The 18,017-nt window shown below is 73.3% G+C and carries 14 protein-coding genes; 4 read left to right on the top strand and 10 right to left on the bottom strand.

Annotated features, from left to right (window positions below; all coding sequences use genetic code 11):
• Positions 1 to 74: 74 nt before the first annotated feature.
• The 5 genes from ACN20G_RS14900 to ACN20G_RS14880 all read right to left on the bottom strand — a co-directional run bounded on the left by ACN20G_RS14900 (position 75) and on the right by ACN20G_RS14880 (position 6,469).
• A complete protein-coding gene (locus ACN20G_RS14900) occupies positions 75 to 1,604 on the bottom strand; it encodes an MFS transporter (RefSeq protein WP_424213258.1) in 1,530 nt (509 codons plus the stop codon).
• Between the two features lie 89 nt (positions 1,605 to 1,693).
• Positions 1,694 to 2,686 carry a sigma-70 family RNA polymerase sigma factor gene (locus ACN20G_RS14895; protein ID WP_424213257.1) on the bottom strand — a complete coding sequence of 331 codons (993 nt, stop codon included), beginning with the start codon at positions 2,684 to 2,686 and terminating at the stop codon, positions 1,694 to 1,696.
• A 387-nt stretch (positions 2,687 to 3,073) separates the two neighbouring features.
• Positions 3,074 to 3,844, bottom strand: a complete 771-nt coding sequence (locus ACN20G_RS14890) for a dioxygenase (protein WP_424215514.1) — start codon at positions 3,842 to 3,844, stop codon at positions 3,074 to 3,076.
• Between the two features lie 168 nt (positions 3,845 to 4,012).
• Complete coding sequence (locus tag ACN20G_RS14885; RefSeq protein ID WP_424213256.1) at positions 4,013 to 5,581, bottom strand: MFS transporter; 1,569 nt, start codon at positions 5,579 to 5,581, stop codon at positions 4,013 to 4,015.
• A 123-nt stretch (positions 5,582 to 5,704) separates the two neighbouring features.
• Positions 5,705 to 6,469 carry a TetR/AcrR family transcriptional regulator gene (locus ACN20G_RS14880; RefSeq protein WP_424213255.1) on the bottom strand — a complete coding sequence of 255 codons (765 nt, stop codon included), beginning with the start codon at positions 6,467 to 6,469 and terminating at the stop codon, positions 5,705 to 5,707.
• A 243-nt stretch (positions 6,470 to 6,712) separates the two neighbouring features.
• Between ACN20G_RS14880 and ACN20G_RS14875 the strand changes: the two genes are divergently transcribed.
• Together ACN20G_RS14875 and ACN20G_RS14870 are read left to right on the top strand one after the other, a co-directional pair.
• Complete coding sequence (locus ACN20G_RS14875) at positions 6,713 to 7,978, top strand: M6 family metalloprotease domain-containing protein (protein WP_424213254.1); 1,266 nt, start codon at positions 6,713 to 6,715, stop codon at positions 7,976 to 7,978.
• 379 nt (positions 7,979 to 8,357) lie between these two features.
• The gene (locus tag ACN20G_RS14870) at positions 8,358 to 9,317 is read left to right on the top strand and encodes a zinc-dependent alcohol dehydrogenase (RefSeq protein WP_424213253.1); all 960 of its coding nucleotides are present in this window, start codon (positions 8,358 to 8,360) and stop codon (positions 9,315 to 9,317) included.
• An 89-nt stretch (positions 9,318 to 9,406) separates the two neighbouring features.
• Here ACN20G_RS14870 and ACN20G_RS14865 read toward each other — a convergent pair whose 3' ends face one another.
• The 5 genes from ACN20G_RS14865 to guaD all read right to left on the bottom strand — a co-directional run bounded on the left by ACN20G_RS14865 (position 9,407) and on the right by guaD (position 14,877).
• Positions 9,407 to 9,694, bottom strand: a complete 288-nt coding sequence (locus ACN20G_RS14865; protein ID WP_424213252.1) for a WhiB family transcriptional regulator — start codon at positions 9,692 to 9,694, stop codon at positions 9,407 to 9,409.
• Between the two features lie 82 nt (positions 9,695 to 9,776).
• Positions 9,777 to 10,469: a response regulator transcription factor gene (locus ACN20G_RS14860; RefSeq protein WP_424213251.1), complete on the bottom strand. Its 693-nt coding sequence runs from the start codon at positions 10,467 to 10,469 to the stop codon at positions 9,777 to 9,779.
• Positions 10,466 to 11,788, bottom strand: a complete 1,323-nt coding sequence (locus ACN20G_RS14855) for a sensor histidine kinase (protein WP_424213250.1) — start codon at positions 11,786 to 11,788, stop codon at positions 10,466 to 10,468. Before ACN20G_RS14855 ends, ACN20G_RS14860 begins: the two co-directional genes overlap by 4 nt.
• Before the next feature lie 252 nt (positions 11,789 to 12,040).
• Positions 12,041 to 13,330, bottom strand: coding sequence for an MFS transporter (locus ACN20G_RS14850; RefSeq protein WP_424213249.1), 1,290 nt, complete (start codon positions 13,328 to 13,330; stop codon positions 12,041 to 12,043).
• Positions 13,331 to 13,566: 236 nt separating this feature from the next.
• On the bottom strand, positions 13,567 to 14,877 hold the full coding sequence (guaD, locus tag ACN20G_RS14845) for a guanine deaminase (RefSeq protein ID WP_424213248.1): 1,311 nt from the start codon (positions 14,875 to 14,877) through the stop codon (positions 13,567 to 13,569).
• 267 nt (positions 14,878 to 15,144) lie between these two features.
• On the opposite strand from guaD, the gene ACN20G_RS14840 reads away from it, so the two are divergent.
• Together ACN20G_RS14840 and ACN20G_RS14835 are read left to right on the top strand one after the other, a co-directional pair.
• Positions 15,145 to 15,591 carry a universal stress protein gene (locus ACN20G_RS14840; protein WP_424213247.1) on the top strand — a complete coding sequence of 149 codons (447 nt, stop codon included), beginning with the start codon at positions 15,145 to 15,147 and terminating at the stop codon, positions 15,589 to 15,591.
• Between the two features lie 3 nt (positions 15,592 to 15,594).
• Entirely contained in the window at positions 15,595 to 18,006 is a 2,412-nt protein-coding gene (locus ACN20G_RS14835) for a helix-turn-helix domain-containing protein (protein ID WP_424213246.1), read from the top strand.
• Positions 18,007 to 18,017 lie beyond the last annotated feature (11 nt).

Genomic DNA, 18,017 nt, shown 5'->3' with positions numbered 1-18,017 from the left:
ACAAACAGAAACGGACATGCCCGTCCAAGAGAACGGGCATGTCCGCGGAGGTGGGGCCGAAGGGCCCGGGTCGATCAGCCGGCCCAGTCCCCCGATTCCTGCGGGGTCGGCGAGCGGCGGGGCAGGGTGAACATCACCGCGAAGATCAGCAGCAGGATGCCCGCGACCCACCACAGGGCGTGCCGGAAGGCCGCCACGTAGGGCGGGCCGAAGGCGAGGTCGTCGGCGATCTGACCGAAGAACACGATCGAGGTGAGGCCCAGGCCCAGGGCGTTGCCCATCTGGCCCACGGAGTTGATCAGCCCGGAGGCCGAGCCGGCGTGCTCGCGCGGGACCCGGGAGAGCACGGTGTCGGTCAGCGGGGCCACGATCAGGCCCATGCCCAGGCCCAGCACGACCAGGGGCGGGATCATCTGCCAGGAGGTGATGGCCTGGCCGTAGTGGCCGGACAGCGCCAGGTAGAGGAAGAGTCCGGCGGCCATCAGCAGGGCGCCCGCCTGGAGCACGAGCCGGCCGAACCGGGGCACGAGCTTCTGCACGGACACGGCGGCGGCCAGCGAGACGGCCAGCGAGAAGGGCACGCCCGTCAGGCCCGCGCGCAGCGCCGTCCAGCCCAGGCCCACCTGCATGTACAGGGTCCAGACCAGGAAGAACACGCCGGTGGCGATGCCGAAGGTGAACTGGACGGCGATGCCGCCGGCGAAGCTCTTGACCGAGAACAGCGAGAGCTCGACCAGCGGGGACCCGCCCGTGCGGGACTTGTGGCGCTCGAAGAGCACGAAGCCGATCAGCACCAGGGGCGCGGCGGCCATGCACAGGAAGCCCCACAGCGGCCAGTCGTTCTCGCGGCCCTGGGTGAGCGGCAGGATCAGCAGGACCATGCCGACGGTGGCCAGCACCATGCCCACGAGGTCCAGGCGCAGGGCGCGCGGGGCCTTGGACTCGGTGATGAAGGCCCGGCCCAGCAGCACGCCGGCGATGCCGACGGGCAGGTTGATCAGGAAGATCGGGCGCCACTGGAGGCCGAAGAGGTTCCACTCGGTGAGCAGGGCGCCGAGCAGCGGGCCGGAGACGGCGCCGAGGCCGATGATCGCGCCGAACAGGCCGAAGACCTTGCCGCGCTCGTGGGGCGGGAAGGTGACGTGGATGATGGCGAGCACCTGCGGCACCATCAGCGCGGCCATGCCGCCCTGGAGGATGCGGGAGGCGACGAGCATGGCCGGGTCGGCGGCGAGACCGCAGAGCAGCGAGGCGACCGTGAAGCCCGAGATGCCGATCAGGAAGACCCGCTTGCGGCCGTGGATGTCGCCGAGGCGACCGCCCGTGATCAGGCCCGCCGCGAAGGCCAACGCGTACCCGGCGGTGATCCACTGGATGGCGCTGGTGGAGGTGTTCAGATCGGCCCGCAGATGCGGGATGGCGATGTTGACGATGGTGACGTCGACCAGGTCCATGAAGGCCGCGGTCATGACGATGGCCAGCGCGAACCAGCGCCGCCGATCGGGGGCGGGCGCCTCGGGGGCGGTGGTGGGCGGGGTGGTCCCTTCCTGCGGTAGGGGCCCGCGCGCGTTCTCGGGCGATGTCGTGGAGGTCTCGGTGCTCATGTGGAGCAATCTAGGACCTGATGCGGACAGGGGGTGACCGCATTCCACAACCCGACCCCGGGCCGGGGCCCGGGGTCTCGCCGGTGGGGTCAGGCGACCGCGTCGAAGCCGGTGTCGCGGGCCATGCGCTTGAGTTCGAGGAGGGCGTGCTTCTCGATCTGGCGGATCCGCTCGCGGGTCAGGCCGTGCTGCTTGCCGACCTCGGTGAGGGTGCGCTCGCGGCCGTCGTCGATGCCGTAGCGCATCTTGATGATGGACGCGGTGCGCTGGTCGAGCTTGGCGATCAGGTCCTCCAGCTCCTCGCTGCGCAGCAGGGAGAGGACGGACTGCTCGGGGGAGATCGCCGAGGTGTCCTCCAGCAGGTCGCCGAACTGGGTCTCGCCCTCGTCGTCCACCGACATGTTGAGGCTGACCGGGTCACGGGCCCAGTCGAGCACGTCGGCCACGCGGCGCTCGGTGGAGCCCAGCTCCGCGGCGATCTCGGCGTGCTCCGGGTCGCGGCCGTTCTCGCGGTTGAACTCGCGCTGCACCCGACGGATCCGGCCCAGTTCCTCGACCAGGTGGACGGGGAGGCGGATGGTGCGCGACTGGTCGGCGATGGAGCGGGTGATGGCCTGGCGGATCCACCACGTGGCGTACGTGGAGAACTTGAAGCCCTTGGCGTAGTCGAACTTCTCCACGGCGCGGACCAGGCCCGCGTTGCCCTCCTGGATCAGGTCGAGCAGGGGCAGGCCGCTGCGCGGGTAGCGACGGGCCACGGCGACGACCAGGCGCAGGTTGGAGCGGATGAAGACCTCCTTGGCCCGCTCGCCCTCCTCCACCAGCAGCTCCAGCTCGGCGCGGTCGGCGTCGCGGGCGGCCTTCGGGTCCACCTCGGGGTCGTTGTCGAGGATGCGGCGCGCGAACACGCCGGCCTCGATGATCTGGGAGAGTTCGACCTCACGGGCGGCGTCGAGGAGCGGGGTACGCGCGATCTCGTCGAGGTACATGCCGACCAGGTCGCGGTCGGCTATCTCACCGCCGGTGGCTCGGGCGGAGCCGGCCGTGGTGGTCTGACGGCGGGCGACGGCGCGGGTTGCCATGCGTACTCCCTTGAAAGGTTCGGTCGCGTGTGTGTCCGGCGGCGGTCAGTGCGGCTGCGGCCCCCGGAACACCCTCCCGAGTGCCCGCATCCGAAGGAAACAACGCACGGAATCGGGACAGAATTCCCACGCACCGTCCCCTTTTTCGAGATCTTGCAGTATCCTGCGCCGCCACGCTGCGGACGGATCTCGCCGACCGGCACGGAAGCGCAGGTCAGGGCGCGGGTACGGGTCGGGGCGGAGGGTTCGCCGGCGCGGCGCGCCGGTCCCGCTCTGAGACCGGCGTCACAACATCGGCGGCCCCTCCGGACCCGCACGCCTACCCCGAAGACGCGGACCCACGCCCATCGGTTGCCTCGACCTGCGCGAAATGTCCCGATTCGGGATTCAGCCGAACTGGATCGACCGCTTGGCCAGCCCCATCCAGAACCCGTCCACGGCGGTGCGCTGCGCCCCGAGGTCGCCGAGGGCGTCCGCCGCGCCGAGGGTGACGAACAGCGGCGCGAAGTGCTCCGTGCGCGGGTGGGCGAGCCGGCCGGCCGGGGCGGCGTGGGCGAAGTCGAGCAGCCGGTCCACGTCCTTGCCCGCGAGGGCCTCCGCGCCCCAGGCGTCGAACTCGGCCGACCAGCTCGGCACCGAGCCGTCGGCGGACTGCCGCAGGGCGGCGAGGTTGTGGGTGAAGAAGCCGCTGCCGACGATCAGCACCCCCTCCTCGCGCAGCGGGGCGAGCCGGCGGCCGATGTCCATCAGGCGCTCGGGGTCGAGGGTGGGCAGGGAGATCTGGAGCACGGGCACGTCGGCCTCGGGGTACATCTCCACGAGCGGCACGTAGGCGCCGTGGTCCAGCCCCCGGTCGGGCACGTCCTGCACGGGCGTGCCGGGGCCGCGCAGCAGCTTGCGGACGGAGTCGGCGAGGGCGGGGGCGCCGGGGGCCTCGTAGCGCACCTCGTAGTAGTGCCGCGGGAAGCCCCAGAAGTCGTACACGAGCGGGGTGGGGGTGGTGGCCGAGAGGGCGAGCGGAGCCTCCTCCCAGTGGGCCGAGACCATGAGGATCGCGCGCGGGCGCGGCAGCTCGGCGGACCAGGCGGCCAGCTCGGCGGGCCAGAGCGGGTCGTCGGCGAGCGGGGGCGCCCCGTGGCTGAGGTACAGGGCGGGCATGGGCGAGGCGGTCGGCACGACGGCCCCCCTTCTCGGCGGGATCGACGGACGGCGACGGCTGGGTCGCGGGTCGGTCGGTCGGCGGCGGGGTCGGGGGCCGGAACGACCCCACCCCTGGTGGTTCAAGTTTGAACCACCAGGGGTGGGAATTCATTCCGCGCGGGCGTGTCAGTGCGCGATCACCGGGATGTGCTCGACCTCCTCGGCGCCCTTGCCGCCGCCGGACGCGGCCGGACCGCGCCCGCCGGTGCCGGGCCGGCCGGTGGTGACCATGGTGAAGGTGATCACCGCGCTGACCGCGAGGATGGCCACCGCCCAGCGGATCGCCGAGGCGTAGCCGTGGGTCATGGCCTCCAACTGCGCGAGCCGGGCCCCGTCGCCGCCGCCCGCGAGCCGGGCGGCGTGGTCGGTGAGCCAGCCGGTGGTGGCGGAGGCCGCGATGGTGTTGAGCAGCGCCGTGCCGATCGCGCCGCCGACCTGCTGGGAGGTATTGACCATGGCCGAGGCCACGCCCGCGTCGGCCGGGGCGATGCCGTGGGTGGCCATGGACATGGCCGGCATGAAGGCGGTGCCCATGCCCAGGCCCAGCATCAGCTGCGCGGGCAGGATCAGCGCCGGGTAGGAGGAGTCCACCGAGAGCTGGGTGAGCAGCGCCATGCCGAGGGCCGCGAGCACGAAGCCGGGGCCCATCAGCCAACGGGGAGCGACCCGGGTCATCAGGCGGGCGCCGATCTGGGTGGAGCCCGTGATCATGCCGGCGACCATCGGGAGGAAGGCGAAGCCGGTGCGGACCGGGGAGTAGCCCTTGACGACCTGGAGGTAGTAGGTGAGGAAGAGGAACAGGCCGAACATGCCGATCACGGCCAGGCCCAGCGAGAGGTAGACGCCGGCGCGGTTGCGGTCGGTGATCACGCGCAGCGGCAGCAGCGGGTGCGCGACCTTCGACTCGACCAGCACGAAGGCGCCGAGCAGCAGCACCGAGGCCACGAACAGGCCCAGGGTGACCGGGTCGCTCCAGCCGTCGGACTCGGCGCGGGTGAAGCCGTAGACCAGCGCGACCAGGCCGGAGGTGGAAAGCAGCACGCCGGGGATGTCCAGCGGGGCCCGGTTGCGGCCGCCGGCGGGCTCGCGGATCACGAGCCAGGCGCCGATCGCGGCGACCACGGCGAACGGGATGTTGACGTAGAAGGTCCAGCGCCAGTTCAGGTACTCGGTGAGGAAACCGCCGAGCAGCAGGCCCACGGCGCCGCCGCCGCCCGCGATCGCGCCGAACACGCCGAACGCCTTGGCCCGCTCCTTGGCGTCGGTGAAGCTCACGGCGAGCAGGGACAGGGCGGCCGGGGCGAGCAGCGCGCCGAACACGCCCTGGAGGGCGCGGGCGCCGAGCATCATGGCCTCGCCGGTCGCGGCGCCGCCGAGCGCGGAGGCCACGGCGAAGCCGCCGAGGCCGACGAGGAAGGCCCGCTTGCGGCCCCACAGGTCGGCGATCCGGCCGCCGAACAGCAGCAGACCGCCGAAGGCCAGGGCGTAGGCGGTGATGACCCACTGGCGGTTTCCGTCGGTCAGCCCGAGGTCCTGCTGGGCCGAGGGCAGGGCGATGTTCACGATGGTCGCGTCGAGGACCACCATGAGCTGCGCCAGGGAGATGAAGACCAGGGCCTTCCAGCGGTTGGCGTGCGCCGCCGGATCGGGCAGCGGCGCCTTGGCGGCGGAGCGGGCGGGGGGCGTTTCGGGCATGACGGGGTCCAACCTCGTGGTGCGGGAACGCCGGACGGGCCGGCGGTGTGGGGTGTTCGGTGACGCGCGGCGCGGGCCGCGCGGTGGCATGGGGCCCGGCCGGTCGGGGCGGGGCGGTGGGGCTTACCCGGCGGACGCCGGGGTGCGGGCCGGGGCGACCGGCTCGGGATCCTCGCGGCGCAGGTCGGCCACGGTGGCCGGGCTGCCGGGCAGGGCGGAGCGGCCGGGGGCGCGCAGCCCGTCGAGGAGCAGTTGCAGGTGCCGGTGCACGTAGCGGTCCACGTGCGAGACGCAGGTGCCCGGCAGCGGACGGGCGAGCTGGGAGAGGGCCATCATCAGGTCGCCGGCGCCGATGTCGGGGCGCAGGGCCCCGGCCTCCTGGCCGTGCCGGATCAGGTCCTCGACCGCCGTCTCCAGGGTCTCGCGGCCGGCGAGCAGGTCGGGGTGGTCGTGGTCGAAGCCCTCCGAGAGCAGCGGGCACAGGGCGCCGATCCGCTCGTCGGCGGCGGCGTGGGCGAAGCGGCAGACCGCGTCGAAGGCGTCCGCCTCCTCGACGCGGGCCGCGCGGGCGTGCTCGGTGATGCGCTCCAGGACGTGCAGGACCACGTGCCGGACCAGGGCGACCCGGTCCGGGAAGTGCCGGTAGAGGGTGGCGTTGCCGACCCCGGCGCGGCGGGCGATCTCGTCGAAGGCGGCGGTCGTGCCCTGCTCCACGTACAGCTCGCGGGCCGCGACCAGGATCCGCTCCCGGTTGCGCAGCGCGTCGGCCCGGGGGCGCGGCATGCGGCGACCGGAGGCGTCCGGCGCGGCCGGAGCGGTCGGCGGGATCAGGTCGGGGGCCCGGTCGGGCGCCCGGAGCTCGCCGGCCTCGGTCGCGTGGCGCTGCATGGTGGATGCCCCTTCCCGGGAGCGTGAATACGGGGAGCCCTTCCCCGTTTGGCGGAACACAGGGTGAAACGGGGAGAGAGTCCCCGCTCATTCCGGAGGCCCATGTGACCTGCGTCACACACTCTCGGGTCGCGCGCCCGTTCGGACGCACTCCGCGCGCGCCCCCACGCGCCCCGTCGGAGGGTGAGCGCAAGGAGAGCAGCACGGACCCGACCGGCTGCCGCGCAGCCGAAGGCGAGCTTCATGACGCAGACCCGCCACCGGATACGCAGCGCGTACGTCGGCCTCACCGCGCTGGCCATCGGCGTCACCGCCACCGCCAGCGCCGGAGTCCCCGACCGCACCCCCAGCGCCGCCGGCCCCGTCGCGGTCACCACCGCCGAGACCCGCCTCGCCCCCTGCCGCATCGCCGGCACCATGGGCGTGCAGATGTCCGAGGGCCTGCCCACCGCGCCCGGGTACGCGAAGTCCACCGGCGAGGTCCGCGCCCTCAACCTGATGATCGACTTCCCCGACGCCAAGGGCGAGGGCTCCGCCCTCGACCGGCTCGCCGAGTTCTTCCCGCAGACCTCCGACTGGTTCCGCACCAGCTCCTACGGCCGGCTGGACTACCGCCCCGAGGCCCCGATACGGGACTGGCTGCGGATGCCGATGCCCTTCGCCGCCTACGGCATCGGCCGCGGCTCCCCCTACGAACCCGGCTACCGGCGCCTGGTCGAGCACATCGTGCAGGCCGCCGACAACGAGGTCGACTTCAGCCGGTACGACCTCGTCAACATCCTCGTCACCCCCAACGCGGGCCCCTCCGCCCTCGACACCGTGCTCTCGGTGACCTTCTCCGGCAACCACGAGGCACCCGTCGCCGACGGCGTCCCGCTCTCCAACACCTCGTTCGTCTACTCCCGGCAGGACGACGGCTCCGGCAGCTTCCGCGAGACCGGCTACCGCGTCCTGCCCCACGAGAACGGGCACGTCTTCGGCCTCCCCGACCTCTACACCAGCGAGGGCGGCGGCACGGTCGGCCACTGGGACATCATGAGCGAGGACTGGGGCGCCAACAACGACCTGCTCGGCTGGCACAAGTGGAAGCTCGGCTGGCTCGACCCCGAGCAGATCAGCTGCGCCTCCGCCGCCGGCACCAGCGACCACCGGCTCAGCCCCCTGGCCACGCCCGGCGGGGTCAAGCTCGCCTTCGTGCCGCTCTCCGAGAGCCGGGGGCTGGCCGTCGAGGTCCGGACCCGCGCCGGCAACGACGAGGCCGTGTGCAAGCCCGGGGTGCTCGTCTACGAGGTGGACTCCGAGGTGGACACCGGGCGCGGGCCCGTCACCGTCAACGACAGCGCCTCCTCCAGCGGCGGCTGCACCCGGCGGCCCAACGTGCACGCCGAGCTCTCCGACGCCCCCTTCGGACCGGGCGAGTCGTACACCGACGAACGCTCCGGCGTGGGCGTCTCAGTGGTCGGACGCCTGAAGGACGGCGGCTACCAGGTCCGGATCACCCGCCCCTGAATCCCCCCGCACCACCCCTGACCTGCACCGGACCCCTCACGGAGCACACCGCGAGGGGTCCGCTTCCTGTGCGCGTCCGGGACGTGTGACCGGTCCGCACGGCGGCTTGCGACCGCCTCCCGCACGGGCCCAAGGGCCACTGCGGGGCCGATCTCGCGACGACCCAAGACCCGTGGACGGGCGACCTCCGGCCCCGGGTGATCGGCTCCGTCCTTGGGGAGGGTTGAGGGTGACGCCGACACCGCGTCGCGCGGGCCCGTTCCGCGCGCGTGGTCCGGCGCCGCCCGTCGCCCCCGATGGACGCCCCACCCGCCCCACGACGGTCGCCGCGACGAGGCGCCGGCCGTCGGGAAAGTCGTCGCCGAGCCAAGGAGTCCCCGTGCGCCCCACCATGAAGGCCCTCGTACTCACCGACGGAGAGGCCCGCCTCGTGGACCGCCCGGTGCCGGCCCCGGGGCCGGACGAGGTACTGGTGCGCAGCACGGCCGCCCTGGTCTGCCCACCCTCCGCGCACCACGACCGGGTGGAGAGCGAGCTGGGCCACGAGGCCGTCGGGGTGGTCGCGGCGGTCGGCGAACGCGTGGACCCGCGGGTCGCGGCGGTGGGCGAACGGGTGATCGCGGTCGGTCAGGGCCGGCTCGCGGAGTACTTCACCGTCCGCTCCCCCGAACGCACCCTGGTCACCCTCGACGAGCGGGTCACCGACCACCAGGCCCTGTACGCGGCCGGGCCGCTGGTCTCGGGACTGGCCGCGCTGGAATCCGTGCGGCCCGCGCCGGCCGGCGCGGTCGCCGTGTTCGGTCAGGGGGCGGGCGGGCTCGCGGTGACGCTGGCGGCACGGCTCGCGGGGGCCGGGCTGGTGATCGCCGTGGAGTCGGCGGCCCGCCGACAGAAGCTGTCCCTGCGCTGCGGGGCCGACGTGATCGTGGACCCCCTGTACGAGGACCCCGTGGCGCGGATCCGGGAGCTGACCGGCGGCCGGGGCGTGGACGCGGCCCTGACCGGCACCGGGGAGTGGACCGGGTCCGGCGCGCCGCTGCGCGCCGTGCTGAGCCCGGCCGGTCGGGTCACGGAGGCCCGCTGTTCGGGTCCCACGGACGAGCTCGGGCGGGTCTGGCTGGAGCGGGCGCTGCGGCTGATCGAGCGGGGCCGGTTGGACCCCACCCCGATGACCACGCACGAGTACGGGTTCGAGCTGGTCGGCGCGGCCTGGGAGCTGGTGTCGGCGGCGCCGGTGGACTCGGACGCGGTCCGGCCGCTGATCGTCTTCAACGGACCGACGGCCCCGCTGGGGCATCCGACGCCGGAGAGCGGACGGCACCTGCGGGTGGTGGCCTGAGCCCGGCTGTTTCACGTGAAACAGGCCGTTTCACGTGAAACAGGGTGCTGTTTCACGTGAAACGGGGTGGGGCGGCGGCGCGGGGGCGGTCAGCCGCGCAGGGCCAGGACGCGGCGCTCGTGGCCGGTCAGGCCGCCCCAGATGCCGTGGCTCTCGCCGTGCTTCTGCGCGTAGTCGAGGCACTCGGTGCGGGCCGGGCATTCGGCGCAGATCCGTTTGGCGCGCGCGGCGGACCCGGTCTTCTCCGAGTAGAAGAGCTCGGCGCACTCGGTGCTCACCGAGCACCGGGCCGTGTGCCACCAGTCCTCGTCCTCCCCGGGGAGGCGCGGGAATGCGTGCGTGATCTCGAACCAGGCTTCGTCCGAGGTGTGTCCCATGTGACCGGCTCCTTCGCATCGGCGTCGTGGACGGTGGCCGCTTCTCCCCCCTGCTGTCGACCCTAGGGCGCGGGAGCCCCGTTCAGGTGGTCGAAAGGTTGACGGTCCGTTCTCCCTCGTTGACTCCGAGGTCGCGGGCGATGAGCGCCGCCTGGGTGCGGTTCTCCAGGCCCAGTTTCGCCAGGGTGCGCGAGACGTAGGTCTTGACGCTGGCCCCGGACAGGTGCAGTTCGGAGGCGATCCGGGCGTTGGACAGGCCCCGGCCGAGCAGGGCCAGCACGCGGCGTTCGCTCTCGCTGAGACCGGCGACCTTCTCGCGGAGTTCGGCCGTGCGGCCGGGGGTGCCGTGTCCGACGGAGGCGCGGCGGAGCAATCCGCCCATGACGGAGGGGGCGAGGACGGGGACGCCGCGGGCGACGGCGAGGAGGGCGGAGAGCAGCTCTTGGGAGCGGAGGTCCTTGAGGATGAAGCCGGCGGCGCCGGCTTCGAGGGCTTCGACGACGCGGTCGTCGGTGGGGACGGAGGTGAGGATCAGGACGCGGGGCGGGTTGGGCAGCCGCATCATGCGGCGGGTGGCCTCGATGCCGTCCATCTCGGGCATGTGCAGGTCCATGAGGACCACGTCGGGTCTGTGGGTGGTGACCAGGGTGAGGGCCTCGGCGCCGTTCTCCGCCTCCCCGACCACCTCCAGGGAGTCCTCCGCGTCGAGGAGCACCCGCATCCCGGACCGGATCAGGGCGTGGTCGTCGGCGATGACGAGCCGGAAGACGCTCATGCGGGGCCTCCTGCGGGGGTGGGGACGGGTACCGGGACCGGGGCGGTCACCGGCGACGCGGACGGGGACGAGGCGGGCGCGGGTGCGGGCTCGGGGGCGGACTCGGGAGGGGGCTGTGACGCGGCTGCCGGCTCGGACGGGCCCAGGGGCAGTTCCACGCGCACCAGGAAGGAGTCCCCGGGACGCGGCCCCGCCACCGAGGTGCCGCCGGCCGCCGTGACCTCGTCCTGGAGGGCGAGGAACTCGAAGCCGTCGCGGCCCGCGAGGGTGCACGGGCCGACGTGCGGTTCGTGCCGGTGCCCGACCTCCAGCGAGACCCGTTCCCCGGCGCTGTCGAGGAAGAGGGTGACCTCGGCCCGGGGGGCGTAGCGGACGATGTGGGCGAGGCTCTCGCGGGCGGCGCGGCGGAGCAGTTCGTCCGTCTCGGGCGAGATCCGGCGGGGCACGGTCCCTGCGCGGAAGCTGACGCGCATGCCGTCACCCGCGAGGTTGCGGGCCAGCCCCGCCAGGAAGTCCGCGCACGAGACCCCCCGCCCCCGCACGTCCCGACCCAACGGATCCCGGATCATGTCCACCGCCGAACCCAACTCCCGCATCACGCAGAGCGCGTTCTCCTCCATCCGCTCCACCTGCTCCCGCGCCGCCGGCGACAGGTCCTTCCGAACCAACAACCCACCCGCCTGCAACACCAACAACGCCGCCCGATGCCCGGCATTGGTGTGCAGATCGAACGCAAGCCGCGTACGACTCTCCAACAACGCGAACCGCACCGCGTGATCCACCGCGTGCTCCGCCTGATCCAGCCGCCGGCTCAACGCCTCCTGCAACCGCTCCTGCCGCTCCAACAACGCACCCAGCACGGCAGGACTGATGATCTCCAACAGGGTCGAATACAGCAGCACCACGTGACTCGGCTCCACCGTCCCGGTCAACTCCCGCGACGCCAGATACAGACCCGCCACGAACCCCAGGATCAACAACCGGTGCCGCGGCCGACCGTAGCGACCCAACGCGTACGCCGCCGCCGTCAGGCTGTACCGCGTGTCCAACGCGAACGTCGCCGCGAACGCCACCACCACGCACAACTCCGGCCGCGTCCGCCGCAACACCAACGCACAGGACGCGAAGATCCCGCAGGAGTACTGGAGCACCGGGGACTGCACGAGGCCGGTGGCCAAGGCGTCCGGCGCGGGCACCAGCCGCGCCAGCAGGCAGACGGCCAGCGCGATCACGAGGTCCTGGCGCAGGGCCGCGCCCCGGGGGAACAGGCCGTGGGCGGCGCGAGGGCGCGGGGAGGGGAAGGGCGTTCGATCCGCCATGACCCACCTCTTCCGCACCGCGCCGACCCCGACCCGTGATCGCCTTTGATCCCTTTCAGGATCCCAGCGGCACGGGGCACGGGTTCAGGGGCGATGGGCCCCAAGCGGCGGGGCCGAGGACAGGCCCGATGGGCCGGCGGGCGGGCCGGGGTGAGGGACGGCGGTTCGCGGTGAGGGACGGGGAAACGGGTCGGGCCCCGCACGGTTCGTGCCGTGCGGGGCCCGGTCCCGGCCGGTGCGCGCCGTTCCGCGTTACGCGCCGACCTTCTCCTCCACCCGCTGCGGAGTGGTCTCGTCGGCCTCGGCCGGGGCCTTGGGGACCAGGGTCTCCTTCAGCGGGAGACAGGCCAGGCAACCGACGACCAGCAGGGCCGGGATGGTCCAGAGGGTGCCCTGGAGGGAGCCGAGGCTCGTGGCGTCGGTGCCCATCCAGTTGGGGAGGGCCATCATGATGCCGCCGCCGATGAAGCAGGCCGCGTTGACGATGGCGGCGGAGGTGCCGATCAGGCGGCCGGGGACGGACTCGCCGCCGATGGTGAAGCCCAGCATGTGCGAGGCGGCCATGAAGCCCATCAGGAACATCCACACGGTGGCCATGAAGCTGTTGCCGGGGAAGTAGATCAGACCGGCGGTGGTGATGACCTGGCCGAAGCAGCCCCAGATGGAGGCGGGCTTGCGGCCGGTGCGGTCGGCGATGGCCTGGAAGGCCGGGGAGCCGACGGCCATGCCGATCCAGGCGGCGCCGGTGGCGAGGGCGGCCGCGCCGGCGGTGGAACCGGAGGCCGTGATGACCAGCGGGCCCCAGATGATGGCGACGGCGAGCATCGCGCCCATCGACATGAAGGCGAAGATCGAGGCGAAGACGACCTGCGTGTTGGTCAGGCCCTCCTTGACGTCGGAGAGCACGGCCGGGACCAGGGCGCGACGCGGCTCGTCCGAGACCTTCTCGTCCTCGGGGGTGTGCGGGTTGCGGATGAACATCAGGGCGGCGACACCGAGGGCGACACCGACGACGGCGTAGCCCGTCATCATCGTGCGCCAGCTCATCAGCGACAGCAGCCAGTTGATGAGCGGCTGGTTCACGGCCGAGCCGATGGCGCACACCATCTGGAGCAGGCCGAACATCATGCCGAACTTGGCCCCGCCGAACCACTTGCCGCCGAGGTAGCCCGTGCCGACGAAGCCGAAGGAGGCACCGATCGACATGACGACCTGGGACATCGCCAGCATCGCGAACCCGTTGGCGAAGGCCATCAGGAAGGTGCCCGCGGTCACGAAGCCCACGGCGACGGCCATCAGGGGCCGGGTGCCGAAGCGGTCGATCAGGGCGCCGGAGAAGAACTGCGCGATGGAGAAGGAGAACGTGTAGATGGAGGCGCAGAGGGTGGCCTGCGCCAGCAGCATCCCGGTGTCCTCGACGATGGCCTGCTGGACCAGGCCGTAACCCGTCTGGATGTTGAAGAGCCACACCACGAAGGTGGTGGAGAGGACCCAGACGAACCACGCCTGGCTTCCTCCGAGCTTGGAGTACGTCTTGTTCATGGCAGCGGACTTCCTGGCGGCGGGGGTGGAGGAGGAGAGGAGAGAGGAGAAGGGGGGGTGGGGCGAGGGGTGGGGCGAGGGGTGGGGAACCGGTCGAGGGAAACCGGGTGGGGGAAACCGGCGAGGGGAAACCGGGTGAGGGGGTCCGGCCCCCGGGGATCAGGCCCGGGGGCCGGTGCCCGTCGCGGGGAGGCCGCGGAACGGGCGGGCCGGACGGGGCCGTACGGGGCGCGGGGTCAGGCGCGCTCGTACGCCTTCTTGCCGGCCACGTAGGTGGCCTTGACCGAACGGTCGTCGCCCATCGTGCCGAGGACGAACAGCACGTCCTCCACGTTCTGGGAGCGGTCCATGCGGTAGTCCATGATCGGGGTGGCGCGGGGGTCGAGGACCACGATGTCGGCCTCGTGACCCGGGGTCAGGGTGCCGACCTTGTCCTCGATGTCGAGGGAGCGGGCCGAGCCGAGGGTCGCGAGGAAGAAGCTGTTCACGGCCTCCAGCGGGTGGTTGCGCAGCTGGGCGACCTTGTACGCCTCGTTCATCGTCTGGAGCATCGAGAAGCTGGTGCCCGCGCCGATGTCGGTGCCCATGCCCACGTGCACCGGGCGGCTGGGGTCCTTGGCCTCGCGCAGCGGGAACAGCCCGGAGCCGAGGAACAGGTTCGAGGTCGGGCAGTGGGAGATCGCGGCCTCGCGCTCGTGCAGCAACCGCATGTGCTCCTCCTCGATGTGCACGCCGTGCGCGTACATCGAGCGACGGCCCACCAGGCCGTAGTGGTCGTACACGTCGAGGTAGTTGGCGCGGTCCGGGAACAGCTCCTTCACCCACGCCATCTCGCCGATGTTCTCCATCAGGTGCGAGTGGACGTGCGCCTCCGGGTGCTCCTTCCACAGGGCGCCGGCGGCCTCGAGCTGCTCGGGGGTGGAGGTGGGGGCGAAGCGGGGGGTGATCGCGTACTGCTGGCGGCCGCGGCCGTTCCACTTCTCCAGCAGCGCCTTGGACTCGTCGTAGGAGGACTGCGCGGTGTCCAGGAGGCCGTCGGGGGCGTTGCGGTCCATCATGACCTTGCCCGCGATCATCCGCATATTGCGGCGCTCGGTCTCCTCGAACAACGCGTCCACCGTGTCCGGGTAGACGGCCGCGAAGGTGAAACCGGTGGTCGTGCCGTTGCGGACCAGCTGGTCGCAGAACATCGCGGCCATCTCGCGCGCCGCCGACGGGTCCTTGAGCTTCTGCTCCTCGATGAACGTGTAGTTGTTCAACCAGTCGATGAGCTGCTCGCCGTAGGAGCCGATCATGCCGGTCTGCACGTAGTGGATGTGCGAGTCGATGAACCCGGCCGAGATGACGTGGCCCTCGTAGTGCTCGACCTCGACGCCCTCGGGCAGCTTGTCCTTGGTCTCCGTCCAGGGCCCCACCGCCGTGATGATCCCGTCCTCGGCGATCAGCAGGCCGTCCTCGTGCGAGACGAACGCCTTCTCCTTGCCGACCAGGAACGGGTCGTCGGTGAAGTAGACAATCGTGCCGCGCAGAGCGGTGACGTGCGTCATTGCAGTGCCTCCGTTGACTTCGGTCACCGGGGGCGGGGCCGATCTCTCGGGACCGCCGCGATACGTCCGGTGGGGGGTTTTCCTGATGACACCGACGCTAGGGCGGGGGGAGGTTGACCGACCGCGCCCGAAATCCGACTTCCGAGCGCCCGGGAGGACAGCTCGATCACCCCTCGGACCACCCTTCGGGGACACCCTTGTCGCCGAAAGTGGACTGCCTGTCCCGGGACCTCCAAACGGGGGGTCCGGCGACCTATCGTCGGCAGCATGAACACAGGCCCCGGCCCCGACCCGGCGTTCCGGCGTTCCGTGGTCGTGGGCTTCGACGGCTCGCCGTCCAGCGAACGCGCCCTCGCCTACGCGACCGGCATGGCCCGACGCCAGAACTGCGCGCTGGTCGTGGCGCACGTGGTGGACCCGGTCCCGATGGTCGCGAAGGCCGGCGCCCAACCGCCCGTGCTGGTGGAACCGGAACACGACCGCAGCGAGGAACTGGGCCGGGAACTGCGCGCGGCGCCCGAACTCGACGAACTCGCGTGGGTGCTGGTGGAACGCCGCGGCTCGGTCTGCGGGGAACTGGAGTCCCTGGCCGAGGAGTACGAGGCGCACGCGATCGTCGTCGGCGGCACCACCGGGGTGCTGCGCCGGCTGATCGCCTCCGTCTCGGGCCGACTCAGCCGGATCGCGCACCGGCCCGTGGTGATCATCCCCTGAGCCGTGGAGGTCCCGCCCGTGTTCCGCCCCACCCCGCACCGGGTCCCGCGGCCCGACCGCCCGGACCCACCCGGCCCCGGCGTCCGCGCGGACCTGACGGACCCGCTGTCACCGGCCGCCGAACCCGCCCCGGCCCGCCCCGCGACCGGCCCCGACCGTGGCACGCTGGGACGCATGCGGCTGCGCGACCTCGTCCACCCCGAGCCCGGCGGCGCCCCGCCGCTGACCCCCGTCCCCCTCCCCCCTGACCCACCGAACCCACCGAACCCGGCGCACGACGGGCACGGGCACGGGCACGGCGGGAACGGTGGGACCGACGGGAACGGTGGGCAGGGCACCCCCGCGCACCCCGGCTCCGCACGCCCCGGTTCCGCGCACCCCGACCCCGAACGGCCGCCGCGTGCCTGGCCCCGTGCCTGGCCCGCCGGTTGGGCGGACCGCCGGATCACCGGCGCCGTCACCGTGGACCTCCCCGCCCCCGACCGCTTCGTCGAACCCGACCGGCTCGTGCTGTCCGGCCTGGCCTGGCACCGCGCCGAGGACCCCGCCCGCACCGAGGAGTTCGTGCGCGCCCTGGTCCGCGCCCGCGCCGGCGCCCTCGCCGCCGGCGAGGCCCGCTACGGGCACGTCCCCGCCGACCTCACCGCCGCCTGCGCCCGTCACGGCCTGCCGCTGCTCGCCGTCGACGTCGACCTCTCGTTCGCGACGATCACCGAACACGTCCGCCGCACCCTCACCGGGGCCCGCGTCGGCACCCTCACCGCCCTCGTCGACCGCCACCGCCGGCTCACCACCGAACAGCACGCCGGCACCGGCGCCGACGCCATCCTCGACCTGCTCCGCACCGAACTCGACCTGAGCGCCCGCATCCTGTCCCCCACCGGCCGCCAGATCGCCGGCGCCCTGCCCGCGCTCCCCGAGAACACCGCCGCCGCCCTCGCCGCCCGTTTCCTCACCGCCCAGCGCGCCGCGCTGCGCCCCCCGCACCGCACCACCGCCCGGTCCACGGCGTACTCCCTGTTCCCCGTCCGCTCCGGCCCCGTGGCCCGCCCCGCGATCACCGACTGGTTCATCGCCGTCGAGGCCGACACCGACCAGTGGCACGGCGAACGCCTCGACCTCGTCGACCGGCTGGCCCGCCTCGTGGCCGCCGAACGCGGCGGACGCGACACCGAACGCCTCGCCCGCCGCCGCACCGCCGGCCGGCTGCTGACCCTGCTGGAGTCCACCACCTCCCCCGGTCCCGGACAGGCCCTGCTGGAGGAGGCCGCCGCCCGGCTCGCCACCGGCGGCCGGCTCGCCGAACCCTCGACGCCCCACCTCCCCGGCGCCGTGCCGCCGCCCGCCCCCACCCGCCGGCAGCTCGTCACCGCGCGCCTGGCGCCCCTCCCCGGCGACGGGCCGGGTTTCGCGGCGGGCATCGGCCCCGGCGACGGCCCCGGGCCCGCCGGCGCCGCGCCCACCCCGCCCGTGCCCGGCGGCCCCGAGCGCCCGGGACCCTCCGCCCCCGGTCCGACCCCGACACCGACCCCGACACCGGCGCCGGGCACCGGCCGGCGCCCGGCCGGGCCGCCGCCCGTCGCCGAACTGCTCGCCGAGATCCTGCTGCACCCGCGCTGCCTCGGCCCCGAGGCCGCCGACCGGATCGCCGTCACCCCCACCGGCGACGGCCGCGAAGCCGTCGCCTTCGTCCTCCTCGACGCCGACGAGACCCTCACCCCCGACGCCCTGCGCCGGGTCGCGAACGCCTCCCTCCCGCGCGGACTGTGGCCCGACGAGGCCCTCACCCTCGGCACCGGCGGCCCCGTCGAGGACGCCGCCGAACTGCACCACGCCCTCGCCGAGGCCCGCAACGCCCGGCAGATCGCCGAGGGCCAGCTCGGCGGCGTGCCCACGCCCGGTGGCCCCGGCTCGGGCCGGGGCGAACGCCGCGACCGGGAGGCCCGCCGGGCCCGCGAACTGCGCGAGACCCTCGCGGCCCGCGCCGGCGCCGGCATGGACCGCCCCGTCCGCACACCCCCCGCCGCGCCCGAGGACCCGACGGGCACACCCGGCCCGCCCGGGCCGCTCGGGCCGCGCCGGGGGCAGGGCGCGGTCGCCGTGTGCGGACCCGAGGACCTGGCCGCGCACGTGATGGCCCTGCTGCCGCTGATCCCGGCGGAGGTCCGGCGCGCCTTCAGCCGCCGGCTGCTCGCCCCCCTGCACGAGTACGACCGGCGCTACCGCAGCGACCTCGTGCCCACCCTGCGCGCGTTCCTCGAACACGACGGGTCCTGGGCCCGCTGCGGCGCGGCCCTGCACCTGCACGTGAACTCGCTGCGGTACCGGATCAGCCGCATCGAGGCCCTGACCGGCCGCAACCTCGGCCGCCTGGAGGACAAGATGGACTTCGCGGCGGCCCTGCGGATGCGCTGACCCCGCGAGGG

Origin of the sequence: Streptomyces dryopteridis (assembly GCF_049606955.1) — a bacterium.
GTDB lineage: Bacteria > Actinomycetota > Actinomycetes > Streptomycetales > Streptomycetaceae > Streptomyces.
Note: the sequence above shows the minus strand (reverse complement) of the source record. Positions and strands in the feature narration are given on the sequence as shown.

Excerpts from the sequence above, each read along its gene's own strand:
- ACN20G_RS14900 (WP_424213258.1), bottom strand. The coding sequence starts at position 1,604 with ATGAGCACCGAGACCTCCACGACATCGCCCGAGAACGCGCGCGGGCCC.
- ACN20G_RS14895 (WP_424213257.1), bottom strand. The coding sequence starts at position 2,686 with ATGGCAACCCGCGCCGTCGCCCGCCGTCAGACCACCACGGCCGGCTCC.
- ACN20G_RS14890 (WP_424215514.1), bottom strand. The coding sequence starts at position 3,844 with ATGCCCGCCCTGTACCTCAGCCACGGGGCGCCCCCGCTCGCCGACGAC.
- ACN20G_RS14885 (WP_424213256.1), bottom strand. The coding sequence starts at position 5,581 with ATGCCCGAAACGCCCCCCGCCCGCTCCGCCGCCAAGGCGCCGCTGCCC.
- ACN20G_RS14880 (WP_424213255.1), bottom strand. The coding sequence starts at position 6,469 with ATGCAGCGCCACGCGACCGAGGCCGGCGAGCTCCGGGCGCCCGACCGG.
- ACN20G_RS14875 (WP_424213254.1), top strand. The coding sequence starts at position 6,713 with ATGACGCAGACCCGCCACCGGATACGCAGCGCGTACGTCGGCCTCACC.
- ACN20G_RS14865 (WP_424213252.1), bottom strand. The coding sequence starts at position 9,694 with ATGGGACACACCTCGGACGAAGCCTGGTTCGAGATCACGCACGCATTC.
- ACN20G_RS14860 (WP_424213251.1), bottom strand. The coding sequence starts at position 10,469 with ATGAGCGTCTTCCGGCTCGTCATCGCCGACGACCACGCCCTGATCCGG.
- ACN20G_RS14855 (WP_424213250.1), bottom strand. The coding sequence starts at position 11,788 with ATGGCGGATCGAACGCCCTTCCCCTCCCCGCGCCCTCGCGCCGCCCAC.
- ACN20G_RS14850 (WP_424213249.1), bottom strand. The coding sequence starts at position 13,330 with ATGAACAAGACGTACTCCAAGCTCGGAGGAAGCCAGGCGTGGTTCGTC.
- guaD (WP_424213248.1), bottom strand. The coding sequence starts at position 14,877 with ATGACGCACGTCACCGCTCTGCGCGGCACGATTGTCTACTTCACCGAC.
- ACN20G_RS14840 (WP_424213247.1), top strand. The coding sequence starts at position 15,145 with ATGAACACAGGCCCCGGCCCCGACCCGGCGTTCCGGCGTTCCGTGGTC.